This is a genomic window from Paenibacillus sp. MMO-58 (assembly GCF_037146255.1).
Taxonomy (GTDB): Bacteria; Bacillota; Bacilli; order Paenibacillales; family Paenibacillaceae; genus Pristimantibacillus.
This window is the reverse complement of the sequence record NZ_JBBCVY010000002.1, coordinates 509274-535313: the sequence shown is the minus strand read 5'-3', so window position 1 is coordinate 535313 and position 26040 is coordinate 509274. Positions and strand designations below refer to the sequence as shown.

The window sequence follows — 26040 nt, the reverse complement described above, 5'->3', positions numbered from 1 at the left end:
GGAAGGGGAATTGTCGTTGAGTAAGCGCTCCATTAACGGATCTGATTTTACCGCCATGGCACTGCTCGGTGCGGAATATTTAGAAAGAAATGTAGACCGGGTTAATGCATTAAATGTGTTTCCTGTGCCAGACGGAGATACGGGTACGAACATGAATCTAACGATTGTCTCGGGGGTTCGCGAACTGCGGAACAAGCCATCCGCCCATTTGGGAAAGGCAGCCGAAGCATTGTCCAAAGGACTTCTGATGGGGGCGAGGGGCAACTCGGGGGTTATTTTGTCCCAGTTATTCCGCGGCTTTGCCAGATCGCTCTCCAACCTGGAAGAGGCCGGGACTTTGCAGATTGCCGCTGCCTTCCAAAACGGCGTCGATATGGCTTATAAAGCGGTCGTGAAGCCGGTCGAAGGAACGATTCTTACGGTAGCAAGAGAAGCGGCCAAGCATGCCGTTCAGTATGCCCGCAGAACGAGTGATGTCGTTGAACTGATGCAAGAGATTCATGCGAAGGCAAATGAAGCGCTTCAGCGCACGCCGGACCTACTGCCGGTATTAAAGCAGGTTGGCGTCGTTGATTCCGGCGGACAAGGTCTCGTCTTTATTTACGAGGGCTTTGTTCAGTATTTGACGCATAGCGGTACGATTCAGGAGAAGGTATTCGCATTCCCGTCCGAAGCGGCAGCACCGGAAGAAGTGGCTGCAGCGCAACCGGCTGCGTCGAACAGACCGTCAGCCGTCGTAAAACCGTCCGTGCCGGCATCCGCGCAATCGAAGCTGGCGACAGAGGATATCGAGTTCCTATACGATATGGAATTCTTTATTAACCGCAAAATTAGCGGGAAACCTGCAACGTTTTTTAATGAATACGCTTTCAAGAAGGCGCTTGAAAAAGACGGCGATTCGATTCTTGTCATTGCCGACGACGATATTATCAAAGTGCATGTCCATTCCCGCAAGCCTGGCGATGTATTAAACCTTGCAATGGCTTACGGCGAGCTGACGGACTTCCACATTCTGAATATGCGGGAACAGCACCGTGACCTGCTTGAGCATGAAGCGGCGGCTGAGCCTTTTGCACCGGTACCCGAGTACGCGCTGACCGGCGATATTTCGTCGACGGAGCTGCTGGCAGGACCGGCTGCGCAGGTGGTAGCGCCTGAGAAGCTGCATGAGCTTGCGCCATTTGGCATCGTTGCGGTTGCGCTTGGCGAAGGCATCGCGAACATTTTCCTCAGCAACGAGGTGGATATCGTATTGTCCGGGGGACAAACGATGAACCCGAGCACAGAGGATTTCGTGAACGCGATTGAATCGCTGCCGGCAGAGCATATCTACCTGCTGCCTAATAACAGCAACATCATTCTCGCGGCAGAACAAGCCGCAGAGCTGAGCGGACGCCAGGTAACGGTTATTCCGACAAAAACGATTCCGCAGGGCCTGGCCGCGATTCTTGCCTTCAAGGAAGAGGAATCGGCGGAGCGTAACGCGGCATGGATGAAGAGCGCGGCGGAGCAGGTCGTATCCGGCCAAGTGACGCAGGCGGTACGGAATACGTCAATCGACGGCGTAGACATCCAAGAAGGCGACTATATGGGGATTAAAGAGAAGACGATTGTCTCCTCCAAGCCAACCCTGCTTGAAGCTTGCCAGCTGCTGATGGCGGCTATGGCCCAAGGGGGCGGCGAGCTGCTGACGATCCTGACCGGCGAGGATGCGAAGGAATCCGATACAGCCGAACTATGCGAATGGATCGAGGAGGCATACCCGGATGTTGAGCTTGAGGTTCATGCCGGCGGCCAGCCTTTATATCCTTATTTGTTCGCTATGGAATAGCCATAATAAGTTGGGAGGGGACGTATGGGGAACATACGCATCGTGACCGACAGCGCATCGGACATTCCACTCGCGCTGAGGCAAGAGCTTGGCATTGAGATGGTTCCGCTGAAAATTCTGTTCGGGGAAGAGACTTACTATGATGCCGTTACGATTGATACGGAGCAGTTTTTCGAGAAGGTAGCGTCATCACCGGCAATGCCTACTTCGTCCCAGCCATCACCGATGGAGTATCAAGAGGTATACGAACGCATTTTGCGGGAAGATCCCGGGGCGTCCATTATTTCGATTCACTTGTCGGGTGCGGTCAGCGGGACCTATCAGTCCGCCGTTATCGCCAGCTCGATGATTGAAGGGGATCCGGATATTACGGTTATCGATTCGAAAACAGCCTCTTATGCCTATGGCATGCGCGTTGTAGCAGCGGCCAGAATGGCTAGAGAAGGGGCTTCGAAAGAAGCGATTATGGCCGAGATCCAGCGGATGCAGCGGGAAACGCAGCTGTATTTTCTCGTGGATACGCTTGAATATTTGCAAAGAGGAGGACGGATCGGCAAAGCTTCCGCTCTTATCGGATCTATTCTTAATATTAAGCCGATTCTGTCGCTCGACAAAGAAGGCATGGTATATGCCGTAGATAAAATGCGCGGTACAAAAAAGGCAATGGCGCGGATTATGGATATGCTTGGCGATGCTTGCGGCCAGGATCCGGTCATTGTAACAATCGCCTGGAACACGAATAAGGAAGCTGCTTTGGAATTCCTCGAGCTGATCAAGGGACGCTTCAATGTTCAAGGGGTTGAATACGCAACCGTTGGTGCCGTAATCGGAACCCATGTGGGTCCCGGCACGATGGCTGTGTTCGTGCGCAGAGTGTGAGGTAGAGAACAATGACGCTGGAACAGTATTCGGTCCGGCAAATTAAAGGCGTGAGCGCTCCGAAGGAAGAAGAGCTTCACGCCTTTGGCGTACACACGGTCGCCGATTTGCTGGATTATTTTCCATTTCGATATGAAGATTACCGCATCCGGGAGCTTGCCGAGATCAAAGACGGCGAAAAGGTGACGGTGCAGGGGACGATTCGCGGGAACGGGATTTTGCAGCGGTATGGCAAAAACAAATCGCGCCTGACCTGCAAAATCGAGGTTGACCATATGCTGGTGACGGCTGTCTGGTTCAACCGTCACTTTCTGCAAAGCCAGCTTGTCCCAGGCAGAGAAATTATGCTGACGGGCAAGTGGGAGCAGCAGCGCCTGCAGATGACCGTGTCGGAATCCGAATTTGCGGACAAGTCTACAGGCATGGTGAAGTCGGGCACGCTTCAGCCGGTCTATTCCGTAGGCGGAGGAATTACGCAGGCCTGGATGCGCAAGACGATCAAGCAGGCACTCCTTCAGTACGGCTCCATGATTGAGGAAGTGCTGCCGCATGAGCTTGTTGAGCGCCACGGGCTTATGGCAAGGCGGGATGCCGTTCAGCGGATCCACGATCCGGGTGAGGTCAAGGAAGGCCTCGAAGCCAGGCGGCGGATGGTCTATGAGGAGCTGTTTCTTTTTCAACTGAAGCTGCAGGCTTACCGTTCTTTAACACGGAAACGCGGGGACGGCATTGTTCATCAGGTGAACGGGGAGACGATTCGCAACTTTGCGGCTACGCTTCCTTTCGAGCTAACGGATGGCCAGAAGAAGGTTGTTAACGAGATTATGTCGGATATGCGCCAACCCGCGGCGATGAACCGCCTGCTGCAAGGGGATGTCGGATCCGGCAAAACGGTCGTTGCGGCTATTGCGCTGTATTGCACGATCAAAGCCGGGCATCAAGGGGCTTTAATGGTACCCACGGAGATTCTTGCCGAGCAGCATTTGCGCTCGCTGCAGAAGCTGTTTGCGGATACGGGCATTGAGGTCGCTCTCCTGACGGGCAGCTTGACGGAGAAGAAGCGCCGCGATGTGCTTGCCGGGCTGCAAATGGGCATGATTGATATTTTGGTCGGTACGCATGCGCTTATTCAAGACGATGTCTTTTTCCGCAGCCTGGGGCTTGTCGTAACGGACGAGCAGCACCGGTTCGGGGTGAACCAGCGGAGTATTCTGCGCCGCAAAGGGATGAATCCCGACGTGCTGACGATGACGGCCACTCCGATTCCGAGAACGCTGGCCATTACGGCCTTCGGGGATATGGATGTGTCCACGATCAAGGAGCGTCCGCACGGCCGGAAGCCGATTAAGACGTATTGGGTGAAGCATGACATGATGGACCGCGTTCTTGGTTTTATCCGGCGTGAGGTTGAAGAGGGACGCCAGGCGTATGTGATCTGCCCGCTGATCGAGGAATCGGACAAGCTGGATGTGCAAAATGCGATTGATCTGTACGTGCAAATGCAGCAGGCTTTTCCGGATTTGAAGGTGGGGCTCCTGCACGGGCGGCTGTCGGCTTCCGAGAAGGATGAAGTGATGCGCGCGTTTGGCGACAACGAGACGCAGCTGCTTGTTGCGACAACGGTCGTTGAGGTTGGCGTCGACGTTCCGAATGCCACGCTTATCATTATCATGGACGCGGAGCGGTTCGGACTTTCCCAGCTGCATCAGCTGCGCGGGCGCGTCGGGCGCGGGGCGCATCAGTCGTTCTGCGTGCTGGTGGCGGATCCGAAGTCGGAGAACGGACGCGAGCGGATGAAGGTGATGACGGAGACCAACGACGGCTTTGAGGTGTCTCGCCGGGATCTGGAGCTGCGGGGACCGGGAGATTTCTTCGGGACGAAGCAAAGCGGCCTGCCGGAGTTCAAGATCGCGGATATGGCAGCGGATTACGAGATGCTGGAGCTTGCCCGCGATGATGCGGCGGAGCTTACCGGACGGGATGATTTCTGGACGAATCCGACCTTTGAACGGATGCGTGTCCAACTGCTGAAGGATCAAATTTTTCAAGGGGAACAGCTCGACTAAGCAATATCTTCCCTCTTACGGCATATAGTTAAACGATCGAATCATCGGAATGCCGGATGGAGGTGTAAGCCTAAGTGAGTTACCAAAAGTACGGCATTCGGCCGCAATTGGTCGAACGCGTCAAATTCAAATTAAAAAATCCGGTCGTTAAGGACCGGATACGGCTGTTGCTGGGCAATGTCACGAAGTATGATCTGCAGGACCGGGTAAAGGTGCGGAAGCTGGTGAAATCAGCGACTTCTATTTTACAGGAACCGCTGACGGATATTCAGGAAGAACAGATTATCGATTTTGTCCTTGCGCAAAAAATAGATCCAAACAACACCTTCCATTTGCTGAAGCTATGGGGGATGTTCCGCTGACCGCTTGCGGTCGGCTTTTTTTTTATTTGGCGATGCTGACTACGTTGGAGTTTATACGGCAGATGGGTGCACTTTGCCCGTAATCTACCACAGATGCAGCTGGCCGCCCGGGGATACCGGTTCGATGCATTCCGCGGTGTCATTCTTGACGCTCCCGACTGCCGGGGATACCGGATAGGCTTCGAGCTCTTCCGCCGCATACGGCAGGAAAAGACGCTGCAAGGCCTGCGGGTCCTGCACGGCCCGGTCGAGCCAGAAGGGCTCGTCCTCCCGGCGCAAAATCACGGGCATCCGGTCGTGGATCGGGGCCATCAGCTCGTTGGGAGAGGTCGTCATAATGGTACAGGTGCTGACCGTTGTTGTGCCGTCCGGCGCAAGCCACGATTCATATAGACCCGCCATGCTGAAGATGGAGCGGTCCTTTCGGACAATACGCATCGGCTGCTTGCCGCCGTCCGTCTTTTTCCATTCGTAGAAGCCGTCTGCCGGGATCAGGCAGCGCTTGCGGCGGAGCGGCGTCTTGAAGGCCGGCTTCTCGGCGGCTGTCTCGGAGCGGGCATTGAGCATTTTATTGCCCATCTTCGGATCGTCCGCCCAAGGCGGAACAAGCCCCCACTGCAGCTCGCCGAGCCGGTTGCGCTGACCGTCATTAATAATGGCAAGCACCTGCTGGCCAGGCGCCACGTTATATTTGGGACGATGGTAAGGCACCTTCGTCTCGCCGATCATATAACGAATCATCAGCTCCTCGAGCGATACGGTGATGGTATATCTTCCGCACATGGCCAGTCCTCCTAAAATTTTTTTTCGGAAATTAAGTGATTTTCGCGAAACAAAAACACAGCTCCACAAAACTTGTGCGTTCTTTGCTTTTTATTATGCATGAACAGGCGGTCTGACGGCAAATACTTGTGTTACCAGGATAGGAGGAGGGCGGTCGATGTTAAGCAGGGGGAGAGGGCACGGCCGCTTCGGAAGACGGCTTCGCAAAATCAAACAGTTCTTTTCTCTGCCTGCCGCGGCATGGGATTATGCGGTGGGCAAATGGCATGGCCTCGAGGCTTCGCATGAGATGCTCGCGGAAGCAGCTCCGCTGCAGCTTGCCGAGGATGCGGTCGCCGAGCTGGACGGAGAATGGCGGAAGCTGGAGGAGCAGCAGGCGGAGCAGGTGACCGGCGCATGGAGCGGGCAAGAGAAAATCCTTATCGAACGGATTCGGGCGGAGACCTCCCGTCTGAACCGCAATAACGTGACGCGGACGGAAGCCTACCGGTTGATGTATCAACGCCATCCGGAGCTGCACTGGGCGATGCTGGCCCATCTCGTTTCCCGCAACGGCGGGTGGAATATGACGGATCTGGCAGGCGAATGGCTGCCGCAGCTGCTCCCGGGCGATAAGCGCCAGTCGGTCTTCTTGCTGCTGGAGCATGCGAATACGTTTATTTTTGGCGATGCTTATCCGCAGCTGCTGCTCTATGAGGAAAGCGTCCGCGTGCAGCGTCCGTTGTTTCATCTGCTTCCGGCTTTTGGGATAACACGGTTTATGAAGCCGGTATGGGAGCAATTCTGGCGAAGACGCGATTCCGTGCCTCTAACGGTAGCGCTTATTGTGAACGAGCAGCATTTCATTGAGCAGCGGGTAGTACAGGACGATTACTTCCGCAAAAACGTGCTCGATACCCTTTTCTTCGGCATGCAGTCGCTGCTGCAGCTGAACGCGGTGATGTTCCCGTATCATACCGAAGGGGAACGCGAGCTTCGGCTGGCCGGATTAATCATGGAGGACTTCGACGATGTGTCCGAGCGGATTGAATTCGGCAAGTCATTGTATGCGATATTGTTCGGCGTACCCCGGGTACGGGGAGGGGCGCTGGCCTTTGCGGCGAATGCGCGCCATACAGGGTCAAGGGCGGACTATGCCCCGCATCTGTTCGCCCGGGTACGCCGGGAGCCGCCCACAGCGCTGTACAAGGAGCGATTGTTAGGCGGCAAGCTTCTGCCGGGAGCCGCGCCTCTCTACAGCCCGGAGCTTCGCGATGCCTGGGCGAACCAGAAGCTCGAGACCGCGAAGCGGGAAGACTGGTTCGGCTCGGCTGGCGGCATCCTGCCGTATTTCCGAAAGCTGAAGCTCCCCCGCAGCTTCGAGTTGACGAACGAATACGGCCTGCTGCTGAACAAAATTGAGCTTGCCGTGCTTGCTGCCCAGCAGCTGAGGCAGGAGGAGGAAGGGAAGAAGCCGCGTCCTTGAAGACAGCCCCAAAAGAAGCATGCTGTTCCAACCCGAACATCAGGCTTCTTTTGGCTGTTTTACGGGCAGGATCGGCTTCTGGCCCAACTGTTTGAAATTACCTTTAAATATCCCTTGCATAGCGAACATACATTCGGTATATAATAATATACGAACATACTTTCGCATTTGTATTGGAGTGGGGATTATGGAACGTGTCATTATGCTGATTGACTGCCAGTCGTTCTACGCGTCCGTCGAGAAGGCGGCGCATCCCGAATATAAGAACGATCCGGTCGTTGTGGCCGGCGATCCTTCGAGGCGTTCGGGCATTATTCTGGCAGCTTGTCCGCTTGCGAAGCAGTACGGCGTGACGACCGCCGAGACCCTTGGCGAGGCGCTGGGCAAATGTCCGCATCTCGTCATTATCAAGCCGAGGATGCAAGCTTATATCGATGTCTCGCTAATGATTACCGACATTTTTCGTTCGTTTACCGATCTGGTGGAGCCCTTCTCCATCGACGAACAATTCCTGGACGTTACCGGTTCCTTGTCTTACTTCGGCACGCCCGAAGAAATTGCAACGCAGATCCAGACCAAGATCATGACCTATACCGGCGTATGGGCCCGGGTTGGCATCAGCTCCAACAAGATTCTGGCCAAGATGGCCACGGATATTTGGGCGAAAAAAAACGATACCGGCCAGTTCACTCTTCCGAAATCCGAGGTGGAATCTTTATTATGGCCGCTTCCCGTGAACAAAATGTTTGGCGTCGGCTCGCGGATGACCGCGCATTTCCAGCGCATGGGGATCTCGACGATCGGAGATCTCGGCCGTCTGCCCCTGCCGGAATTCAAGCGCAGGCTGCAGGCGCGGATGGGCCGCAACAGCGATATTCAGGCAGAGCTGTTCTGGCAGACGGCAAACGGCATTGACCCAAGCCCGGTCAAGCCAAGCACCCATGACGCGCAGCAAGCGGTCGGTCATCAGATGACGCTTCCCAGGGATTACAGCAAACCGCAGGAGATCGACGTTGTCCTGCTGGAACTAAGCGAGGAGGTATGCCGACGCAGCCGGGCCAAGGGCTATATGGGCAGCGTCGTTGCAGCAGGCGCGCAAGGCGCGGATTTCGACCACCCGACCGGCTTTTTCCGCCAGATGACGGTACCCGACCCGACGAATATTACGAAGGAAGTATTCGCTGCGGCCCGCACGTTATTTTATGCCCATTGGGACCGGCTCCCCGTCCGCAAGCTTGGCGTGACCTTATCGAAGCTGGTTCCCGACGACCAATATCAGCTTACCTTATTCGGCAATAGGGAGAAGGAAAGAAAGCTGGATCGCGTCACGGACGCGATCCGCCATAAATTCGGAACGACCTCGATTCTCCGGGCGTCCTCGCTGCTCGAGTCAGCCCAGGCCCGTGAGCGCAGCGTCAAAATTGGAGGACACTACAAATGAGCAAGAAACTGGAAGGAAACGGCCGCTGGGAATCCAGCCGTATGATGCTGCCTGAGCACCGGGAGCAATATTTAGAACGGCGCGAGCCGTCCAAAGCCTCCGGACCTGTCCCCGTCCCAAGCAAAGAGGAGCTTGAGCTTATCCGCGATTACGTACTGCTCCCCATGATGCTGACGATCGTAGATAAGAACTGCAAGGAAATCGAGCTGTCCTTCTACTCCATGAAGCAGCTCTTTATGAAAGCCTCTCGCGTCTTAATGGGGCATATACACACGGATCTGACCGCTGTCCGCAAAGCGCTTAAGGAGCGCAATATCCGGGTCTTCCTCGAGGAGAGCGACAGCGAGCATGGAGCGATTCATTACAAGTTCGTCTGCCGAGGCTACGAGGACCGCTTCTCCATGATCCGCGATGCGGCCCGCGCAGAGATTAGCGTCCGCATCGCCAAATATATCTCCACGATGTTTAAGTGAACCTTACAAGAGCACCCTCGCCGGCATACGGCGCGGTGCTTTTTTATTTGGTCAATTAAACTGTTCCCTGCGGTATACCTTCGGAGACATCCCGTAAACCTTGGTGAACTGGCGGGTGAAATAGTTGCTGTCGTTAAAGCCGCTTTTATAAGAAACTTCCGTAATCGGGACATGGGTTGTCTTAAGCAGATTGCAAGCATGCTCCAGGCGGAGGCGCAGAAGATAGGCAAAGGGCGTCGTTTGATAATAGGATTGAAATATCCGGTTTAAGTGCCTGACCGAAATATCCGATTTATCGGCGATTTGCTCACGCGTAAGCGGCTCAAGATAGTGGTCTTCCATAAAGGAAATCGCATTCGCCAAATGCATCAGATTTCCTTGGATTCCTTGCTGGTCCTGATTCTGATACTGCCTGGACAAATAAACGACAAGCTCCATGAAGCGTGACCGCAGCATAGTCTGATAGCCCTGAAGCTTGTCCGTGTATTCCTCAATCATAAAGGCGACGAGGGAGGATACGTATTCCAGACCCGGGATCGGCAAGCTGAGTTTGCTGCTGAAGGACTGGATATTCCGATAAAACGGTTCCAGGACGAACAACGCCCGGAAGCCATTAGAGGATCTCAGGTCGGGGCCGGCTGAAGCAAGGATGTCCGGACGGTACATGATGTTGCAGATCCGGAAATCATGAGGATCCTTGTAGGCATGAGAGGCAGCGCCGTCAATAACAAAGACATCCCCCTTCTTAATAAACGAAGCTTCGGTGTTTACGATATGCGTCGCATTCCCGTTCAAAACGATAACGAGTTCGGAAAAATCCACATGATCATGAAGATACATGTCCTCGTCATGCCCGCCATACCCGATATAGAACAGAAATTGCTCGTCGGAGGTAAACCAATTCAAATGGACGCTTCTCATAGACTTAAGACTCCCCTCAAAAACATGACGTAAGCTAGTTTGATGTCCTAATCATGCTATTTTAAGACCTTAAAATCAAGGATTAGGTCTAATTTTCTCCATTATAATGCTAAGTGAACAAGAAAATGCAGAGGAGTGGTACAGATTTGTCCGTCATAAGCATTTGGCAGCGCATCGTTCGGCAGCGATATCTTTATTACATGTCGGTCCCTTTTGTCATTTTTGTTTTTGTATTCAGTTATATGCCGTTATGGGGCTGGACGATGGCTTTTCAGCAATTTCGAGTAGGCAAATCCTTCTTCGACCAGAAGTGGGTCGGCTTGGATAACTTCCGGATGTTGTTTCAGGACGATCAATTCTTTAATGCGCTGCGAAACACCTTGGCGATGAGTTTTATGGGGCTCATTGCGAGCTTTACGATTCCGATCCTCTTCGCCGTTCTGTTGAACGAGGTCCGTATTTCGTTTCTGAAACGCTTCGTACAGACGGTTTCCTATCTGCCGCATTTTGTCTCCTGGGTGGTTGTTGCGGGGATTGTGACGAAGATGCTTTCAGCGGAGAATGGCGTTGTGAATCAAGTGCTGGTAAGCCTGCATCTGATTCATGAGCCGATTCAATTCATGGCGAAGGAAAATTTATTCTGGTACGTGGTGACAAGCGCGGATATTTGGAAAGAAACCGGCTGGAACGCCATTATTTATCTGGCCGCCATTGCCGGGATTGGTCCGGAGCTATACGAGGCAGCCCGGGTTGACGGTGCAAGCAGGCTGAAGCAGATTTGGCATATTACGCTGCCGGGTATCCGTTCCACGATTATTATTTTGCTGATTATGTCAATCGGTCATCTGATAAGCATCGGGTTCGAGAAGCAGTTTCTCCTCGGGAACAGTCTGGTAAAAGAGAAATCCGAAGTTCTTGACCTGTATGCCCTTAACTACGGACTGGGAATGGGACGTTATTCGTTCGGCACCGCAATTAACATTTTTAACTCCGTAGTAAGTCTGATCCTGCTATTCGTCGCGAACGGCATTTTCAAGAAAATCACCAAAGAAAGCATTATGTAAGGAGGGCTTGAAATAGTGAAAGTTCGTATCTCACTGACGGATCGGCTTTTTGACGTGATCGTTTACCTCGTTATTTCGCTGGTAGCGGTCTGTACCCTTTATCCGTTCCTGAATGTGCTGGCTATATCCCTGAATGATTCAACCGACACGGTAAGGGGAGGGATTACGGTTTTTCCCCGTCACCTGACGTTTGACAATTATTCGCTCATTTTCTCGTTCGCAGGGCTGCTTACCGGACTCAAGATTTCGGTGCTGCGGACCTTGGCCGGTACGGTATTGGGGCTTATCAGTTCCTCCATGCTGGCTTACGTGCTGAGCCGGACGGAATTCGACGGACGTAAATTTCTATCCCTATTCCTGGCGCTAACGATGTATGTATCGGGCGGTCTTATTCCGTTTTACCTTCTGATGCGCGATATGCATCTTATCGGAACGTTCTGGGTGTATGTGCTGCCCGGACTCGTAAGCGCATTCAATGTATTTATCATCCGTTCGTTTATCGACGGGCTGCCTTATGCCCTTCAGGAATCGGCCAAGCTGGACGGAGCTAACGATTTTACGATTTACCGGCGCGTCATTCTCCCTTTATTGATGCCGGCACTGGCAACGGTTGCGTTGTTCCTCGCGGTTGGCCAATGGAATTCCTGGTTTGATACGTATTTGTACAACGGCTCGAAGGAGCATTTGACCACGCTGCAGTTCGAGCTGATGAAAGTGCTGCAGAGCACCCAGGTGGGCAGCAACGGTCAAGAGGTTAATGGGACGAGCATGAATCAAGTGATGAATAGAATTTCCCCGGAATCGGTCAAAATGGCGATCACGATCATTGTTACGGTCCCGATTCTACTGGTATACCCGTTTCTGCAGCGGTATTTCGTTACGGGCATGACGCTTGGTGCGGTGAAAAGCTGACTCACCTAACAGCGGTATCGGCAGGGTAACCTGTTTATACGATATACGAATCTTAATTTAAATGGGGGTATACAGGATGGTAAAAGCAGGGGAAATCTCGAAGCTGGGCATGGTCTTTACGCTCGCGGTAGGCGTATTGGCCGGATGCGCGGGAAATAACGGCAATGGCAATGTTGTAAGCGGTAACACGGGAAAAGAGCAGGGAAATGATACCTCCCCGGTCACCTTCTCGTTCTTCGGCGAGGATCCAAATCCCAACTGGAGGGATATGCAGGATGATGTAGGCAAAGAGATTACAAAGCAGACGGGCGTTACGCTTGATGCCGAGTTTGCGGTAGGTGACCCGGCACAGAAAGTAGCTCTCATCGCGACCAGCGGGGATTATCCCGATCTGATCAGCCCCAAAGGGGATTTGAACAAAATGGTCGATGCGGGAGCCATGCTTGATCTGACGAATTTGATCGAGAAATATGCCCCAAATCTCAAGAAGCTGTTTGGCGATCAAATTAATCGGTTGCGCTACAGCAACGACGATCCGTCCATCTATGTGATCCCGACCTATTCGGCTGTTGACGGACAAACGTTTGTAGCGGGAGGCGGATTTGAGCTGCAGCACCGCGCGGTGAAGGAAGCGGGTTACCCTGAGATCAAGACGCTGCAGGATTACGAGAATGTCATCAAATCCTATTTGGAGAAGCACCCGACCGATGAAAACGGAAATAAAAATATCGGACTCACCCTCAATGGGGATGACTGGCATACGTATATCTCCGTGACCAACCCGGCAGCCGAAACGACCGGCAAGTCAGGGGACGGCGAGTATTACATTGATCCGAAAACGAATGAAGCAACCTATCACTACCGTACGGAAGGCGAGAAAGAGTATTTTGGGTGGTTGAACCATATGTATAACATCGGGCTGCTGGATAAAGAAAGCTTCGTGGAGAAGAATGACCAGTACCTGGCGAAGATTGCCTCCGGTCGGATAATCGGTTTGATTGATGCGGATTGGGGTTATGCGGACGGCGAAAAAGCACTGAAGGCTGACAACAAGCTTGACCAAACCTACGGGCATTACTCGGTTATGCTGTCGGACGCTTATAAAGATAACCGCTTCCAGTCCACGGGCTTTATGGCCGGCTGGGGAGTAGGCATTACAACATCCTGCAAAGATCCGGTAAGAGCGATTAAATTCCTGGATTATCTGGCATCGGAGCAAGCACAGGTTCTTAACAACTGGGGAATTGAAGGCAAGCATTATACGATCCAGGATGGTAAACGCGTAGTTCCGGAAGATGTTCAGAAGCGCATCATTAACGATAATACGGCTTTTAGTCAAGAATCCGGCATTGGCTTCTATTCTAATATTGGCGCGCATTACGGTGATGGCGTTAAAGATTCCACGGGCAATTATTATACCAAGAATTTCCCTGAGCAAATCGTGAGCACGTACACAAGCGCCGATAAGGAAACGCTTAAGGCGTATAACGCTACAACCTGGAAAGACCTGTTCCCGCAAGAAGATCAGTTTCCGGTAAAGGCTTGGGGAGCGGCTTGGAATATAAGCGTGCCTGGCGATGATGAAGTGACCATTCTCGCCAACAAAATGAAGGACATTACATGGAAGCAGATTCCGCAAATGATCATGGCGAAGCCGGGAGACTTCGATAAGATGTGGGACAGCTACCAGAAGGAACTGCTCGATGCAGGTGTCGAGAAGATGGAAAAAGGCTTTACGAAGTATGTTCAAGACCGCGTCAAGCTTTGGAGTGAATAGGACTTAAGGAAATGGAATGGATTAGGAGAGAGAACATAGTGAATCAATATAGCAATCCCGTTATTAGCGGGTTTCATCCGGATCCCAGCATCTGCCGGGCAGGAGAAGATTATTATTTGGTGACAAGCTCGTTTGAATATTTTCCGGGCGTTCCCTTATTTCACAGCAAGGATCTCGTCAATTGGGAGCAGATTGGGCATGTTCTAACGCGTACGGAACAATTGGATTTAAGCAAGGCTGGAAGCTCGGGCGGAATTTATGCGCCAACCATACGCTATAACAACGGAACGTTCTTCATGACGACGACCAATGTATCCGGCGGGGGGAACTTCTACGTCTACACAGACGACCCAAGAGGAAGGTGGTCAGATCCTGTCTTTGTAGACCAGCCGGGTATTGACCCCGATTTGTTTTTCGACGAGGATGGCTCCGTCTATTATACAACTTCTCATGATGCCGAAGGGCAAGGCGTCTATCAGAGCAAAATCGATATTAAAACCGGGGAACGCTTGTCCGAGGTAAGCCTGCTGTGGAAGGGAACCGGCGGTCAATATCCGGAAGCCCCGCATGTTTACCGCATTGGCGAATGGTATTATCTCATGATCTCCGAGGGAGGAACGGAGTACGGTCACATGGTCACCGTTGCGAGGAGCAAGAGGCCGGACGGTCCATTCGAAGGATGTCCGCGCAACCCGATCCTAACCCATCGCAGCCAATTGAAAACCATTCATGCAACGGGGCATGCTGATTTTACTCAAGGGCCGGATGGCAGCTGGTGGGCTGTTTTCCTCGGCATTCGCCCAGCCGGTTATCCTAATCATCATTATCTGGGCCGAGAGACCTTCCTGGCCCCCGTTGCTTGGACGGAAGATGCGTGGCCTGTTATTGGAGATAACGGAATGATCGGTGAAATCATGCCTGCGGGAAATCTTCCGTTGCAGCTCAAGACGGAGCCTGCGGCTAGAGATGACTTTGAAGACGCGTCGCTTGCCCCGTGCTGGAATTTCCTGCGCTCGCCGGATCCAAGCAATTGGTCGCTTACCGCGAAGAAAGGCAGCCTGACGTTATACGGCTCCGGGGATACCCTGAATGAAACGGGGGTTCCGTCTTTTGTCGGGCGCAGACAGCAGCATTTTTCATTCCGGGCAAGTACTCACCTAACCTTTGCGCCAAAGCGGGATGGGGAAGAAGCGGGTATTGCCGTGTACATGAACGAACGCTTCCATTACGAGCTTGCAGTCACGCAAATAGCAGGCGCGCGCAAGCTGATTTTCCGCAGAAGGCTCGGCACGCTCTGGAAGGTAGAAAGCGAGATGCCGTGGCCCCATGACACCGTTGTATTAAGCATTCGAGGGGATAGAGCCGATTATGTTTTTGGCTTCGCCAGAAGCGAGGAGGAAGACCCTGTCCGAATGGGTCAAGGGGAGTGCAGAATGCTGGCTACGGAGGTAGCCGGCGGGTTCACCGGTGTATTTATCGCCATGTACGCAACAGGCAATGGGGTACGCTCTATATCGCCGGCTCATTTTGACTGGATGGAGTACCGGGCTGTAGAGTAGATGCGCGGTTCCTTTAAGCCAGATGCTGCAGCCGGCAGGCTGCAGCGAGGATAAATCCTGATTATAAAGATACTAAAAAACCCCGAAAGGGGTTTTTTTCTGTGACAATAATATAACGACGCTCACAGCGCGCTAAACGGTTATAAAATCTCCTAGGGATCCTCGAATAAATAGAGGGAAACGCGACCGCCGAATCAAAATTATTTAGAAGCAGAAATAGAGATATTTTCTAAGTAAGGGGGATAATTACGGTTCGACATAATTTGGAGGAGAGATGATGAATATGAGAAAGCTCGCAATTTCTTTAATGATACTTTTTGTACTGTGCGGATGCTCAAGTAAAACAAATAGTGTTACCGCTAATTTAGAAATAAATAATTCATTGATTCCCATATTCCATACTTCTGCTTATGATGAGAAGACTTTAGATGGGCTGGGTATTAAATTAAGTTCAACAAATATAGCACCTGGAATAAGGGAACTGGAAGTGCGCAAAATCACTGAAGATTTATTGCGGAAAACCGCTGCACAACCCAAAGGTATATATCTTGAATACGGTCTAATAATGGCTAATGTTGGCATAGGCGCAATATCAGCAGAGGCTAAAAATGCAAATCCGGTATTAAAGAATAAAAAATCAATTTTAGATGTACCTGTCTGGGTAATCACATTTAAAGGGCTTCTTCCAGATGACTTTGTGCCAGACCATAGAGGGAAAGAACCGTTGGATATTAGTAGTACCGTAATTGATGCTATTACAGGAGAAGTTTTATTCGGATTCGGAATTGGAAGGATGGAGGAGAAGAAATGAACATTAAGTGTTTTGACCAACTCCGATCATTTGGATATACCGGATTCAGCTAAATAATTCATGATAAAATTAATCCGACAAAGAGATAAGGAGAAGGCTGTGGAAATTTATACTCCAAGTAAAAAATTTGTCCTATTGGGATTTCTATTGATTTGCTTAGCTATATTACCTATAACCGAGCATACAATCGTTGGGGTCATAGCCGGCATTTTATCAATAATCGGTGGTATGGCATTTATACTATTCGGGCTAGGGAAATTATCATACGTAGAGTTAACTAATGATTATTTGATGTATCATACCTATTTTAGAAGGACTAAAAGATGGAGAATTGAAGAGATATCTCTAATTACAAGAACTAAACGATGGGACCGAACAACTATCTATGTATATAAAGGAAATGAAAATATAATACTCTACTCTTATAGTGATCGGTTATTAAATCATCTAAAGTGTATTGCAATAAACGCAAAAGTAACTAATGATTAAGTTACCGATGGATAGTTCAGTAAAGGGGTGAATTGCTTGCATCTTGGTTTAATGATTCTAACCTTAATAATTATTTTACTAATGCTTGTCTATTTATCAGGAATAGTCTTAACTCTCATCAGTCCCACTGTTCTTCAAATTCAACTGCTAGGTATTCAACTAACCGTGTTCGGAGCAGTTATTTTATTAGCTTACAATGAAGCAAGTGGGTATGGACTTACTATTGGCATTGTTGGACTTATTACTGGAATTTTTGGTTCTTTTAGAGATAAGAATACGACACAGAATAACTAAACATACATTGGTGAGTTAGTACCTCCTAAAAAACGAAAGAAACCCGTAGGCAGTTTTATGACTGTCTACGGGTTTTTATTAGGAAACAAATCGCAATTGTTTGGCTATAAAGTAATTAGATAGCATGTATTTTTAAACACTTTTGGAAACATATTGTGTTTATTGTGCGTCTATACACAACAAAATGATTAGGAGGGGTAGAGTGAAACTATATGTGAAAGTTGGATTAGTAGGTACTGCTTGAATAGCATTATTCAGTTCTGAAGTTTACGCAGCTACCGTCGCACCCAGAATCTTTATTAACAGCAACGAAGTTAAGACTACTGCCCAGCCCAAATTGATAAATGGCAGCGTATACGTTCCTATTTGGGCAATCTCGGAAGGGTTAGGAGCAGCAATCGCCTGGGATAACAAAAACAAATCTGTCTATGTGAATTCTGTCCCGTCGTATGATAAAGAGACGGATCGGACATGGTGGGTACCCTATCGCAATATGGTCTTTAAATTTATTATGGCCTATGATGAAAGGGACAGTAAGACATACCATGAATTAACCAGCAGTGATTTTACGACAAACGTATTCTTAGAATTCCCAACTGGCGGGTATACGGACATGACCAGCATCATAGATTACGAGCTCGTCGGTTATCAAGAACTAACGGACAAGAAACAGTTAAAATTTACTGTGCACCGTTCCGTTACCTTAGAAATATCATCGACTATTACTGGCTTGTTTGAGGCAATGAAGAAGAACGATGCGGTAAAATTCGCTGAGTTGGACAGAAAGGGCGTTCTAGCTCCATTTTATAAGCAGCGGGATAAGGTTGACAAAATATTATGGATACAAAACGACCCTGACAATAGAGCCCAAGCCGTAAAAGAGTGGTTACAAATCAACAATTCTAATATGAAATTGATAAAGGTGTTCTACTTAATGAAGGACGGTTCCATAATTGATCCAAACTATGCCATGGTACGGGAGGACGGAAAATGGGTTATCCTCAGAGAGGATTAAATTCAAAAGCTAAAATTACACTAATCATCATTATGTTGGCAGCTGGGTTTTCCGTATTTGGTTTTCTCTATTACCAGGATAAGATGACCCCAAAGCCTGATAACGAACATTGGTTATCAGTCGGATCGATAAGCGAATTGCATATGTCTAAAAAACAAATTGATTTCGTTGATTATAAAGGATCCATGACTTTTCAAGGGGAGTCCGTGGACAAGAGCTTAGAAGCACCCAAAGGGTTCGTTGTTACAAAAGATACGCTTGTTTTCAAAAAGAAAAGCGATGGAAAAAGGGAACTCGCAGCCGTTGATGATTTAACAAATGGGCAGGAAATAGAAGTTTGGACTCATTTTTTGAGCGACCATCTCATCGGCGCTTACGAAATTACAATAATAAACTAAACGGCACGTACATATGTACGTGCCGTTTTTCTTGTTTATCCTTCAATGCGTTTGTTAGCGCAAACAAATTTATTTTTGCCTAACAAAAGATATGTTATGATAACGCTTATACAGCTAATTCAGCCAAAAGGATGTGCTTAATCATGGTCATCAAAGTTACGATGCAGCAAATTGCCGATCATCTCGGCGTTTCAAAGTTCGCGGTATCCAAAGCGCTTTCGGGAAAGCCGGGCGTCAGCGCGGAAACAAGGGACAAAATTGTAAGCGTTGCCACGCAGCTTGGCTATTTTGTCAATAAACAAACGAATACCGCCGCGAAACGGAATAAACCGGCATCACTTATAACCAATACTCGGGATACGGTCATTTTACTCGTACCGAAAGTAAGGTTCCAGACGCGGGATTCTTATTTCTGGGGACGAATTATTGACGGCGTTACGGAGGAGCTCGCCGACCGCGATATAAGCGCCCTGGTCGTAACCGAGAATTTCAAGGACAACTTCTCGAATCTCATTAATCCAAATGGCGTTCTGGGCATCATTGGCGTCGGTTATATTGCTTCCAAAATGCTGCTCGAGATTCGGAATCTCGGCATTCCGTTTGTTCTCGTCGATCACGAGGATCCGCTTATTCCTTCGGATGTTCTATTCATGAATAATATGGAATGCACGAGACGCGTCACCAATTATTTGATTGGCTGCGGCCACAGCAAGCTTCAATTCGTCGGCAACACCCGCTATTCGCGCAGCTTCGTTGACCGCTATATCGGTTACCGTACGATGATGGAGGAGCATGGGCTTGCTCTTAATCAGGAGGAAAGACTTCTTACCTTTGAAGGCGGGAATCGGAGTGAAATCACCGAGGCTCTGGAAGTTATTGTGAAAGAGTTGATTAACGAGCATCGGCTTCCGACCGCCTTTGTCTGCGCGAACGATTCCATAGCCATTTGCATGATGACCGTGCTGGGCAAGCTGTCGGTACAGGTTCCCGGGCAATGCTCCGTTACGGGCTTTGATAACATTGAGGATGCCGCATGGGCAAAGCCAACTCTGAGCACCGTTAATGTCCAGAAGGAAGCAATCGGCCGCCGGGCCGTGGAAATGCTTCTTAGAAGACTGGAGCATCCGGATAGTCTGCAGGAAAAAATATTGCTAGCAGGAGAATTCATCATACGCGAATCAACAGCGCTTCCGGTGGGCAGCTAACCGGGCAGCCGGTTAAAGGAGATGACAATTTGAGTAAATGGAGTTCCCGTTTGCGAATATGGACCGAGTGGCCGTCTACGCGGATGGAAGCGAAGCTGTTAATCGTTTTTGTCCTGCTTATTCTGGTTCCCATAGCTTTGCTTACTTTATTGTCTGCGCAGCGATACACGCAAACGATTGAAAGGAACACGGTATCTTATGCATCGGAGCTCACCGATAAGATGATCGGCAAGCTGGACGATTACACGGTGGATATGAAAAAAATCTCGATAATCCCGTCTTATTTGGACGAGATCCAAGCCGGGTTGAAACAGTCCAACGACTATTACGCGAAGGAGCTTGAAGCAAAAGGGACATTAACGGACAAATCGGCTGCGGATGATACGGTCAGGCTTAAGATTCAGCGCAAGATCGAGAGCAGTATCTATTTCATGAACAATATTAAAGAGGGTACAAGCAATATCTATTTGTTTGACCGTTACGGCAATTCCTATTATGTGATAAAGAGCGGGGGCGTACGATCGAATCTAAGCGACTATTATGGGAACTGGCAGCAAATTGCGGATGAAGCGCATGGCAAGCCTGTCCTGGTCAGCACGCAGGAAGTGACCACGGTTAACCGCAAGCAGTATGTTTTTACGGTTGTCCGCGAAATCATTGATAAATCCTATAACCCTATCGGACTCATCGCCGTTGACGCGAACATATCGGTTATTACGAATATTGTGCGAGATTTGGATGCGACGACGCATGGTACAACACTCATCTTGGATGAGCAGAAGAACGTCATTTATGACAGTGAGCAAAAATACTTGCTGCAAAATCTATCGGATAATGAGCTGCTAAAGCAGGTAACAGGCAAAGAAGGCAGCTTCCATATTGGCGAAAAAGATCATTCGCAGCTGGTCATATACCGCAAATCGGAGGTATCCGGTTGGCTGATGCTGATCTCAATCCCGGAGAAGCAGCTCAAGTCCGAGGCATTGCGAACACGCAATTATACGACGGCGGCTGCCATTTCCACGATGTGTCTGGCGCTTGTCATCTCGCTTGTCACTATTTTCGCGTTAACCAAACCGCTGCGCTCGCTCGTTAAGCTGATGAAGCAGGTTCAGTCCGGGAAGCTGGATGTGATGTTCCCCATCAAGCGGCGTGACGAAGTAGGCATGGTGGGTAACGCGTTTAACCGGATGATGTCACGCATTGTCTCTTTAATTGACGATATTTACCGGATCGAGCAGCGCAAGAAACAAATCGAGCTCGAGAGTCTGCAGCGTCAAATCAATCCTCACTTCATCTATAACACGCTTGAATCGATTCGGATGACCGCCGTCATTAATGATGATCCGGAAGTAGGGCAGATGGTGCAGCTGCTCGGGCAGCAGCTCCGCTATAGCATTCATGCCGGAAGCGAGACCGTACAAGCCAAGCAGGAATGGGAGCACTTAAGAATGTATATGCAGCTTCTAAGCTATCGTTACGGAACCCGTTATTCCTTAGAGCTGCCGGAGGATCCCGCGGTTGGGAAAATCGAAGTGATGAAGCTGCTTTTCCAGCCAATCGTTGAAAATGCCATTAATCATGCGTACGACGAACAAACGGGAGATTTAGTTATTTCAATCGGTTATAGGCAAGCTGGAGGAGATCAATATTTTATCGTCAAAGACGAAGGCAGCGGCATGGATGAGAAAGCGCTGCAACGGCTGCGAAGCATGCTGGATGCGGAGCAAATGCCGGAATGGGAAGGCCGCGGCATCGGTCTGAGAAATGTGAACGAGCGGCTCAAATTACGCTATGGCGCAGCTTACGGCATTACGGTCGACAGCATGCCAGGTGAAGGAACAACGGTGTCCATTAAACTTCCGATTCAATCCAAACAGGGGGGAATGACCTTATGAACATTATCGTAGTCGATGACGAAGAACGAATTAGACTCGGATTGTGCAAGCTGATCGAACAGGCGGGTGATAACTACGTCATTATCGGCTCTTATGGCAGCGGTCAGGAGCTTCTGGACGAAATTGAGCATCTGGAGCCGGATTTAATTATTACGGATATTAAAATGCCGCAAATGACCGGAATTCAGCTTATTTCAAAAGTGGTCGGCATGCGAAGAAAGGTGAAATTCGCCGTCCTGAGCGGCTTTAATGATTTCGAATATGTGCGCGAGGCGCTGCGCTATGCGGTTAAGGATTATTTGCTTAAACCCGTTAATTTAGAAGAACTGAACCGTATGCTTGCAAAGGTGGAGGCGGAAGTAAGGCAGGACAATAACCGCAGACGGCTGGAATCGGAAGATTTGGTCAGTCTGCTGCTGTTTGCTGACGACAGGCAACTGCCTGCTTTATTGAAAGAGGAGGTAAGCAGCGAGCTTGACCGCAGCCGGTTATTTGCTGAACATTATGCCGTATTGCTTATAGGTGCTGAACCGGCGATTACCGATGAGCATCTCAAGAAATGGACTTGCGATTGGCAGCGTGAACGCAAAATCGTAAGGAACGAGAGTCGGCGACAAGCCGTCATTATCGCAATCGGACAGAATGACCATGCGAATACGGTACGGGATCTTGCGGTAACGCTGCTGCAGCGATTGCCTGGCTTTACGAAGGCAAAGATCGGATTTAGCGGTGTATTTAGCGGCAGCAGCCGTCTCGGGCAGGCCTATCGCGAGGCTTCGGCCGCATTTCAACAAGCCTGGTATAATAGTGAGCTTCGCGATTGCTCGGGGGTAAGTAACCAAGCGGCGCATAAGGAAGAACGATATCGGTTGCTCCGCATTATCGATAAGGAGGTTTTGCCAGCCCTTCAGATATGCGACTTTGCTATGGCAAGCCGCGCTTTCGAGAGCTGGCTGACGGAGTGCGCCAAATACCGTTTAAATTGGGATGAGCTGAGGGAAGTATGCTCGGACATGGATGTGCTTATAAACGAGGAAATAAAGCAAAGGCTTGACCGGCAGCTGTCGATTGGCGGCGAGCCGAGCAAGATGATTGCTCCCGAGAGCTTCGAGGATTGGCGGGCCTTTGCCGCTCAGCTGCGCGCGGATATGAACGACCGTTTCCATACGCTTGAGCAGGGGCGTTCCGAGAATAAGGCGGTTGAAACCATTAAAGCCTATCTTCAGAAGCATTATACGGAAGAAATCGAACTGCAGCGTCTGGCTGATCTTGTCTATTTGACGCCAAGCTATCTGAGCAAGCTGTTTAAAACCGAAACAGGCGAGACGATAACCGACTATTTGACTTCGGAGAGAATCGAACAGGCCAAACGTCTGCTTCGCGACGAGCATGGTCTGAAAACCTATATGGTCGGCGAGATGGTAGGTTACGCGGATCCGGCTTATTTTACGAAAGTATTCAAAAAAATGACCGGTAAAACGCCCAAGGAATACCGTGATATTGTTAGGTGATTGTTGTTAGGTGAAAGTTAGCGAAATTGAAGACAATAAAAAATAACGGAGTCCATTAAAATGATAGAGCCTTTCTCCTATAATAGGATGTAAGCGTTAACAACTCAGCCCGCAGTCATCAAACAGAAAGCGAGGGAGCCTATTGTTTAATTTCAGTTATAAAACGCAGCGTTATCTTATTTTATTCGGATTTCTAACGATTCCCGTCCTGCTGTCGCTGACATTTTCTTATTATCCAGCCATCTCCTTGCTCTATTACAGCTTGACCGATTGGAGTGGACTAGGCTGGGATATGAATTTCATCGGCCTCGACAATTACAAGGAAATTTTCACGAAACCGGAAGTGTTCGGCGCGCTGAAGAACAATCTCTATTATTTTATCGGAGGACTTGTCCAGGTTGCGTTATCGCTCTATTTCGCCGTGATCCTAACTGGCAAGCTGCGCGGCCGCAACGGATTCCGGGCGATGTTATTCATCCCTTACGTCCTGCATAGCGTTGCAACCGTAATCATGTTCAAAAACCTGTATCACATGGAGTACGGGTCGCTTAACGTCTTGCTTGGCTCGATCGGATTGGAGTCCTGGCAGCAGAGCTGGCTTGGCAACAAACATCTCGTTAATTACTCGCTTGCTTTTATATCGATGTGGAAGTACATGGGGCTCAACATGGTTATTTTTATCGGTGCGCTTCAATCCATTCCTAGTGATTTGTATGAGGCAGCTTCGATAGACGGGGCAAACGGCAGACAGAAGTTCCGGTTCATTACGTTGCCGAGCATCCGAAAAGTAATGGAGCTGATGCTTATTCTGACCTTGACCGGAGCGCTCGAAGCCTTCGACATTCCTTATGTCATGCTGCTTGGCGCGAACGATACCTCGACCTTCGTCATTAAGACCGTGGACACGGCGTTCAAATACCAGAACTTCGGTCTTGCTTCCGCAATGGCAGTGATACTGCTCATCATGGTGCTTATCTTCATCGTTATTCAACGCAAGCTGCTGTTCAGAGAGGAGAGGTAACGGGATGAAAAGAGAAGAGTCATTCTCCTTTACGATATTCAAATACGTGACGCTGGCCATGGCCTTGTTCGTCGTGTTCTTTCCCTTGTATTCCGTATTTATCGGCGCGTTCAAGACGCAGCGGGAATATTACCAATCCGGGCTCCGAATGCCTGCTAATCTATTTAACTTTGAAAACTTTAGCAAGGTTATCGAAATCGGCAAGCTTGGGCTAGGCTTTAAAAATATTTTAATCATTCTCGTTATTGCGGTTGCCGGCAATGTTTTGTTCGGAACGATGGTAGCTTATGCGGTCGGAAGATTCGATTTCAAGTTGAAAAAACCGATTATGGGGATGTATTTGATTGCACAAGTTATCCCGATGGTAACGACCCAGGTTGCTACGTTCAGCGTTATTAAATCGCTGCATCTGTACAATACGATGGGCGGTCCGATCATTTTGTATTTGGGCGCAGACGTGCTTCAAATCGTTATTTATTTGCAGTTTGTGAATAGCATTCCGAAGGATTTGGACGAAAGCGCGATGATGGAAGGGGCTTCGCTATTCCGAATTTACCGCTCTATTATTTTCCCGCTGCTGGGGCCTGCCACGGCAACGCTTGTTATCCTGAAAACCATTTCGATTTATAACGATTTCTATACCCCGTACTTATACATGCCGAGCCAGAAGCTGAAGGTCGTATCGACAGCCATTTATTCCTTTGTCGGACCAAATGCTGCCCAATTAAACGTGATATCTGCCGGCATTCTTATTATTTTCATACCGACGCTGCTGCTGTTCCTGTTCCTCCAGCGTTATATTTTTGCGGGAGTTACGAATGGCGCGGTTAAGTAGCTGGATGGACTAAGTAGCTGAAGAATGGACTAAATAACTTACAAAAGGAATTCATGAGGGAGTGCATCAATGTTGAAACCATGGAATGAACACGTGAACGGAATGACGTGGGGCTGGACCGGCGTGCGCGGCACTTGGGCAAGTCCCGAAGCTGAGCACTCCATGTCGGAGATGACAAAGCTGAATGTAAACTGGGTGGCGATCGCTCTTGCTGCCAATCAAGAAACACCGCAATCCACCGTTATTCCTTATTGGAATGAACCAACCGTAACGGACAACGAAGTGTTGTGGGCGATCCGAGAGGCGAAGCGGCATGGATTAAAAGTATGCTTGAAGCCGGTCGTTAACTGTGCAAACGGGACTTGGCGGGCTCACATTAATTTCTTCGATGATGAGGTGCCCGGCGAACCGAGCTGGGCGGAGTGGTTCCGTTCTTATCGCACTTTTATTAAGCATTATGCCGCAATTGCGGAAGCGGAAGGCTGCGAAATGCTGTGCATCGGCTGCGAAATGGTACAGACCGACAAACGCGATAAGGAATGGCGTGCTTTAATTGCGGAGGTTCGTGAAATCTACAGCGGGCTTATTACTTATAATTGCGACAAATATCAGGAGGAGCGGGTCACCTGGTGGGATGCCGTCGATATTATTTCCTCCAGCGGCTATTATCCCATTGATCAATGGGAAGCTCAGCTCGATCGGATCGAAGCGGCCGTGAAGTCTTGGGACAAACCGTTCTTCTTCATGGAGGCCGGTTGTCCAAGCCGTGAGGGTTCGGCTGTGAGACCCAATGATTGGTCGCTTCCCGGAGGTCCTTCCGAGCTCGAACAAAAGCGTTATTACGAAGCGATGTTCGAAGCTTGCTCGAAACGCGAATGGATGCAGGGTTATATGCTGTGGGATTGGCCGGCACGATTGTATGAGAGTGAGGAAGCTGCAAACAATGACGATTACTGCATGTATGGCAAAATCGCGGCTGCAGTCATAAGCCAGCATTATGCTGGAACCGTATAGTCCTTTACTGCCTTTC

The 26040-nt window shown here is 49.8% G+C and carries 23 protein-coding genes and 1 pseudogene; 22 read left to right on the top strand and 2 right to left on the bottom strand.

Annotated elements, in window-relative coordinates:
* Positions 1 to 16: 16 nt before the first annotated feature.
* From WFJ73_RS08170 to WFJ73_RS08155, 4 genes are all read left to right on the top strand, one after another.
* On the top strand, positions 17 to 1831 hold the full coding sequence (locus WFJ73_RS08170) for a DAK2 domain-containing protein (RefSeq protein WP_336772572.1): 1815 nt from the start codon (positions 17 to 19) through the stop codon (positions 1829 to 1831).
* A gap of 24 nt (positions 1832 to 1855) precedes the next feature.
* Positions 1856 to 2710, top strand: a complete 855-nt coding sequence (locus tag WFJ73_RS08165; RefSeq protein WP_336772571.1) for a DegV family protein — start codon at positions 1856 to 1858, stop codon at positions 2708 to 2710.
* Between the two features lie 11 nt (positions 2711 to 2721).
* Entirely contained in the window at positions 2722 to 4776 is a 2055-nt protein-coding gene (recG, locus tag WFJ73_RS08160) for an ATP-dependent DNA helicase RecG (RefSeq protein WP_336772570.1), read from the top strand.
* A 74-nt stretch (positions 4777 to 4850) separates the two neighbouring features.
* The gene (locus tag WFJ73_RS08155; RefSeq protein ID WP_127493404.1) at positions 4851 to 5138 is read left to right on the top strand and encodes a stage VI sporulation protein F; all 288 of its coding nucleotides are present in this window, start codon (positions 4851 to 4853) and stop codon (positions 5136 to 5138) included.
* 84 nt (positions 5139 to 5222) lie between these two features.
* Here the strand turns inward: WFJ73_RS08155 and WFJ73_RS08150 are convergent, their stop codons facing one another.
* On the bottom strand, positions 5223 to 5921 hold the full coding sequence (locus tag WFJ73_RS08150) for an SOS response-associated peptidase (RefSeq protein WP_336772569.1): 699 nt from the start codon (positions 5919 to 5921) through the stop codon (positions 5223 to 5225).
* 157 nt (positions 5922 to 6078) lie between these two features.
* Here WFJ73_RS08150 and WFJ73_RS08145 point away from each other — a divergent pair, with 157 nt between their 5' ends.
* The 3 genes from WFJ73_RS08145 to WFJ73_RS08135 all read left to right on the top strand — a co-directional run bounded on the left by WFJ73_RS08145 (position 6079) and on the right by WFJ73_RS08135 (position 9300).
* A complete protein-coding gene (locus tag WFJ73_RS08145; protein ID WP_336772568.1) occupies positions 6079 to 7386 on the top strand; it encodes a DUF2515 domain-containing protein in 1308 nt (435 codons plus the stop codon).
* Between the two features lie 187 nt (positions 7387 to 7573).
* A complete protein-coding gene (locus WFJ73_RS08140) occupies positions 7574 to 8827 on the top strand; it encodes a DNA polymerase IV (RefSeq protein ID WP_336772567.1) in 1254 nt (417 codons plus the stop codon).
* Positions 8824 to 9300, top strand: a complete 477-nt coding sequence (locus WFJ73_RS08135; protein WP_336772566.1) for a hypothetical protein — start codon at positions 8824 to 8826, stop codon at positions 9298 to 9300. Before WFJ73_RS08140 ends, WFJ73_RS08135 begins: the two co-directional genes overlap by 4 nt.
* A gap of 51 nt (positions 9301 to 9351) precedes the next feature.
* Here WFJ73_RS08135 and WFJ73_RS08130 read toward each other — a convergent pair whose 3' ends face one another.
* The gene (locus WFJ73_RS08130) at positions 9352 to 10221 is read right to left on the bottom strand and encodes an AraC family transcriptional regulator (RefSeq protein WP_336772565.1); all 870 of its coding nucleotides are present in this window, start codon (positions 10219 to 10221) and stop codon (positions 9352 to 9354) included.
* A 200-nt stretch (positions 10222 to 10421) separates the two neighbouring features.
* Here WFJ73_RS08130 and WFJ73_RS08125 point away from each other — a divergent pair, with 200 nt between their 5' ends.
* The 15 genes and pseudogenes from WFJ73_RS08125 (at position 10422) to WFJ73_RS08060 (ending at position 26024) form a co-directional block, all read left to right on the top strand.
* Positions 10422 to 11285: an ABC transporter permease gene (locus WFJ73_RS08125; RefSeq protein WP_336773086.1), complete on the top strand. Its 864-nt coding sequence runs from the start codon at positions 10422 to 10424 to the stop codon at positions 11283 to 11285.
* A gap of 15 nt (positions 11286 to 11300) precedes the next feature.
* A complete protein-coding gene (locus WFJ73_RS08120; RefSeq protein WP_336772564.1) occupies positions 11301 to 12197 on the top strand; it encodes a carbohydrate ABC transporter permease in 897 nt (298 codons plus the stop codon).
* A 76-nt stretch (positions 12198 to 12273) separates the two neighbouring features.
* A complete protein-coding gene (locus WFJ73_RS08115) occupies positions 12274 to 13974 on the top strand; it encodes an ABC transporter substrate-binding protein (RefSeq protein ID WP_336772563.1) in 1701 nt (566 codons plus the stop codon).
* Positions 13975 to 13985: 11 nt separating this feature from the next.
* Positions 13986 to 15533: a glycoside hydrolase family 43 protein gene (locus tag WFJ73_RS08110; RefSeq protein WP_336772562.1), complete on the top strand. Its 1548-nt coding sequence runs from the start codon at positions 13986 to 13988 to the stop codon at positions 15531 to 15533.
* A gap of 283 nt (positions 15534 to 15816) precedes the next feature.
* Complete coding sequence (locus WFJ73_RS08105) at positions 15817 to 16344, top strand: hypothetical protein (protein WP_336772561.1); 528 nt, start codon at positions 15817 to 15819, stop codon at positions 16342 to 16344.
* Between the two features lie 525 nt (positions 16345 to 16869).
* On the top strand, positions 16870 to 17127 hold the full coding sequence (locus tag WFJ73_RS08100) for a hypothetical protein (RefSeq protein WP_336772560.1): 258 nt from the start codon (positions 16870 to 16872) through the stop codon (positions 17125 to 17127).
* A 244-nt stretch (positions 17128 to 17371) separates the two neighbouring features.
* A pseudogene (locus tag WFJ73_RS33355) lies at positions 17372 to 17548 on the top strand (stalk domain-containing protein); the annotation flags it as partial.
* 192 nt (positions 17549 to 17740) lie between these two features.
* Entirely contained in the window at positions 17741 to 18142 is a 402-nt protein-coding gene (locus WFJ73_RS08095; protein WP_336772559.1) for a hypothetical protein, read from the top strand.
* On the top strand, positions 18118 to 18540 hold the full coding sequence (locus WFJ73_RS08090; protein WP_336772558.1) for a hypothetical protein: 423 nt from the start codon (positions 18118 to 18120) through the stop codon (positions 18538 to 18540). The genes WFJ73_RS08095 and WFJ73_RS08090 overlap by 25 nt, the downstream gene beginning before the upstream one ends.
* 143 nt (positions 18541 to 18683) lie before the next feature.
* Positions 18684 to 19745: a LacI family DNA-binding transcriptional regulator gene (locus WFJ73_RS08085; RefSeq protein WP_336772557.1), complete on the top strand. Its 1062-nt coding sequence runs from the start codon at positions 18684 to 18686 to the stop codon at positions 19743 to 19745.
* Positions 19746 to 19774: 29 nt separating this feature from the next.
* Entirely contained in the window at positions 19775 to 21643 is a 1869-nt protein-coding gene (locus WFJ73_RS08080) for a sensor histidine kinase (protein WP_336772556.1), read from the top strand.
* Positions 21640 to 23154, top strand: coding sequence for a response regulator transcription factor (locus WFJ73_RS08075; RefSeq protein ID WP_336772555.1), 1515 nt, complete (start codon positions 21640 to 21642; stop codon positions 23152 to 23154). The genes WFJ73_RS08080 and WFJ73_RS08075 overlap by 4 nt, the downstream gene beginning before the upstream one ends.
* Before the next feature lie 142 nt (positions 23155 to 23296).
* Complete coding sequence (locus WFJ73_RS08070) at positions 23297 to 24175, top strand: carbohydrate ABC transporter permease (RefSeq protein ID WP_336772554.1); 879 nt, start codon at positions 23297 to 23299, stop codon at positions 24173 to 24175.
* A 4-nt stretch (positions 24176 to 24179) separates the two neighbouring features.
* Complete coding sequence (locus WFJ73_RS08065; RefSeq protein ID WP_336772553.1) at positions 24180 to 25010, top strand: carbohydrate ABC transporter permease; 831 nt, start codon at positions 24180 to 24182, stop codon at positions 25008 to 25010.
* Positions 25011 to 25079: 69 nt separating this feature from the next.
* Positions 25080 to 26024, top strand: a complete 945-nt coding sequence (locus WFJ73_RS08060; protein ID WP_336772552.1) for a glycoside hydrolase family 113 — start codon at positions 25080 to 25082, stop codon at positions 26022 to 26024.
* The last annotated feature ends 16 nt before the right edge of the window (positions 26025 to 26040 follow it).

Coding starts and splice junctions, on each gene's coding strand:
- WFJ73_RS08135 (WP_336772566.1), top strand. CDS start 8,824: ATGAGCAAGAAACTGGAAGGAAACGGCCGCTGGGAATCCAGCCGTATG.
- WFJ73_RS08060 (WP_336772552.1), top strand. CDS start 25,080: ATGTTGAAACCATGGAATGAACACGTGAACGGAATGACGTGGGGCTGG.
- WFJ73_RS08110 (WP_336772562.1), top strand. CDS start 13,986: ATGGAATGGATTAGGAGAGAGAACATAGTGAATCAATATAGCAATCCC.
- WFJ73_RS08130 (WP_336772565.1), bottom strand. CDS start 10,221: ATGAGAAGCGTCCATTTGAATTGGTTTACCTCCGACGAGCAATTTCTG.
- WFJ73_RS08075 (WP_336772555.1), top strand. CDS start 21,640: ATGAACATTATCGTAGTCGATGACGAAGAACGAATTAGACTCGGATTG.
- WFJ73_RS08115 (WP_336772563.1), top strand. CDS start 12,274: ATGGTAAAAGCAGGGGAAATCTCGAAGCTGGGCATGGTCTTTACGCTC.
- WFJ73_RS08125 (WP_336773086.1), top strand. CDS start 10,422: ATGTCGGTCCCTTTTGTCATTTTTGTTTTTGTATTCAGTTATATGCCG.
- WFJ73_RS08090 (WP_336772558.1), top strand. CDS start 18,118: ATGGGTTATCCTCAGAGAGGATTAAATTCAAAAGCTAAAATTACACTA.
- WFJ73_RS08095 (WP_336772559.1), top strand. CDS start 17,741: ATGACCAGCATCATAGATTACGAGCTCGTCGGTTATCAAGAACTAACG.
- WFJ73_RS08140 (WP_336772567.1), top strand. CDS start 7,574: ATGGAACGTGTCATTATGCTGATTGACTGCCAGTCGTTCTACGCGTCC.
- WFJ73_RS08150 (WP_336772569.1), bottom strand. CDS start 5,921: ATGTGCGGAAGATATACCATCACCGTATCGCTCGAGGAGCTGATGATT.
- WFJ73_RS08105 (WP_336772561.1), top strand. CDS start 15,817: ATGAGAAAGCTCGCAATTTCTTTAATGATACTTTTTGTACTGTGCGGA.
- WFJ73_RS08145 (WP_336772568.1), top strand. CDS start 6,079: ATGTTAAGCAGGGGGAGAGGGCACGGCCGCTTCGGAAGACGGCTTCGC.
- WFJ73_RS08065 (WP_336772553.1), top strand. CDS start 24,180: ATGAAAAGAGAAGAGTCATTCTCCTTTACGATATTCAAATACGTGACG.
- recG (WP_336772570.1), top strand. CDS start 2,722: ATGACGCTGGAACAGTATTCGGTCCGGCAAATTAAAGGCGTGAGCGCT.
- WFJ73_RS08165 (WP_336772571.1), top strand. CDS start 1,856: ATGGGGAACATACGCATCGTGACCGACAGCGCATCGGACATTCCACTC.
- WFJ73_RS08085 (WP_336772557.1), top strand. CDS start 18,684: ATGGTCATCAAAGTTACGATGCAGCAAATTGCCGATCATCTCGGCGTT.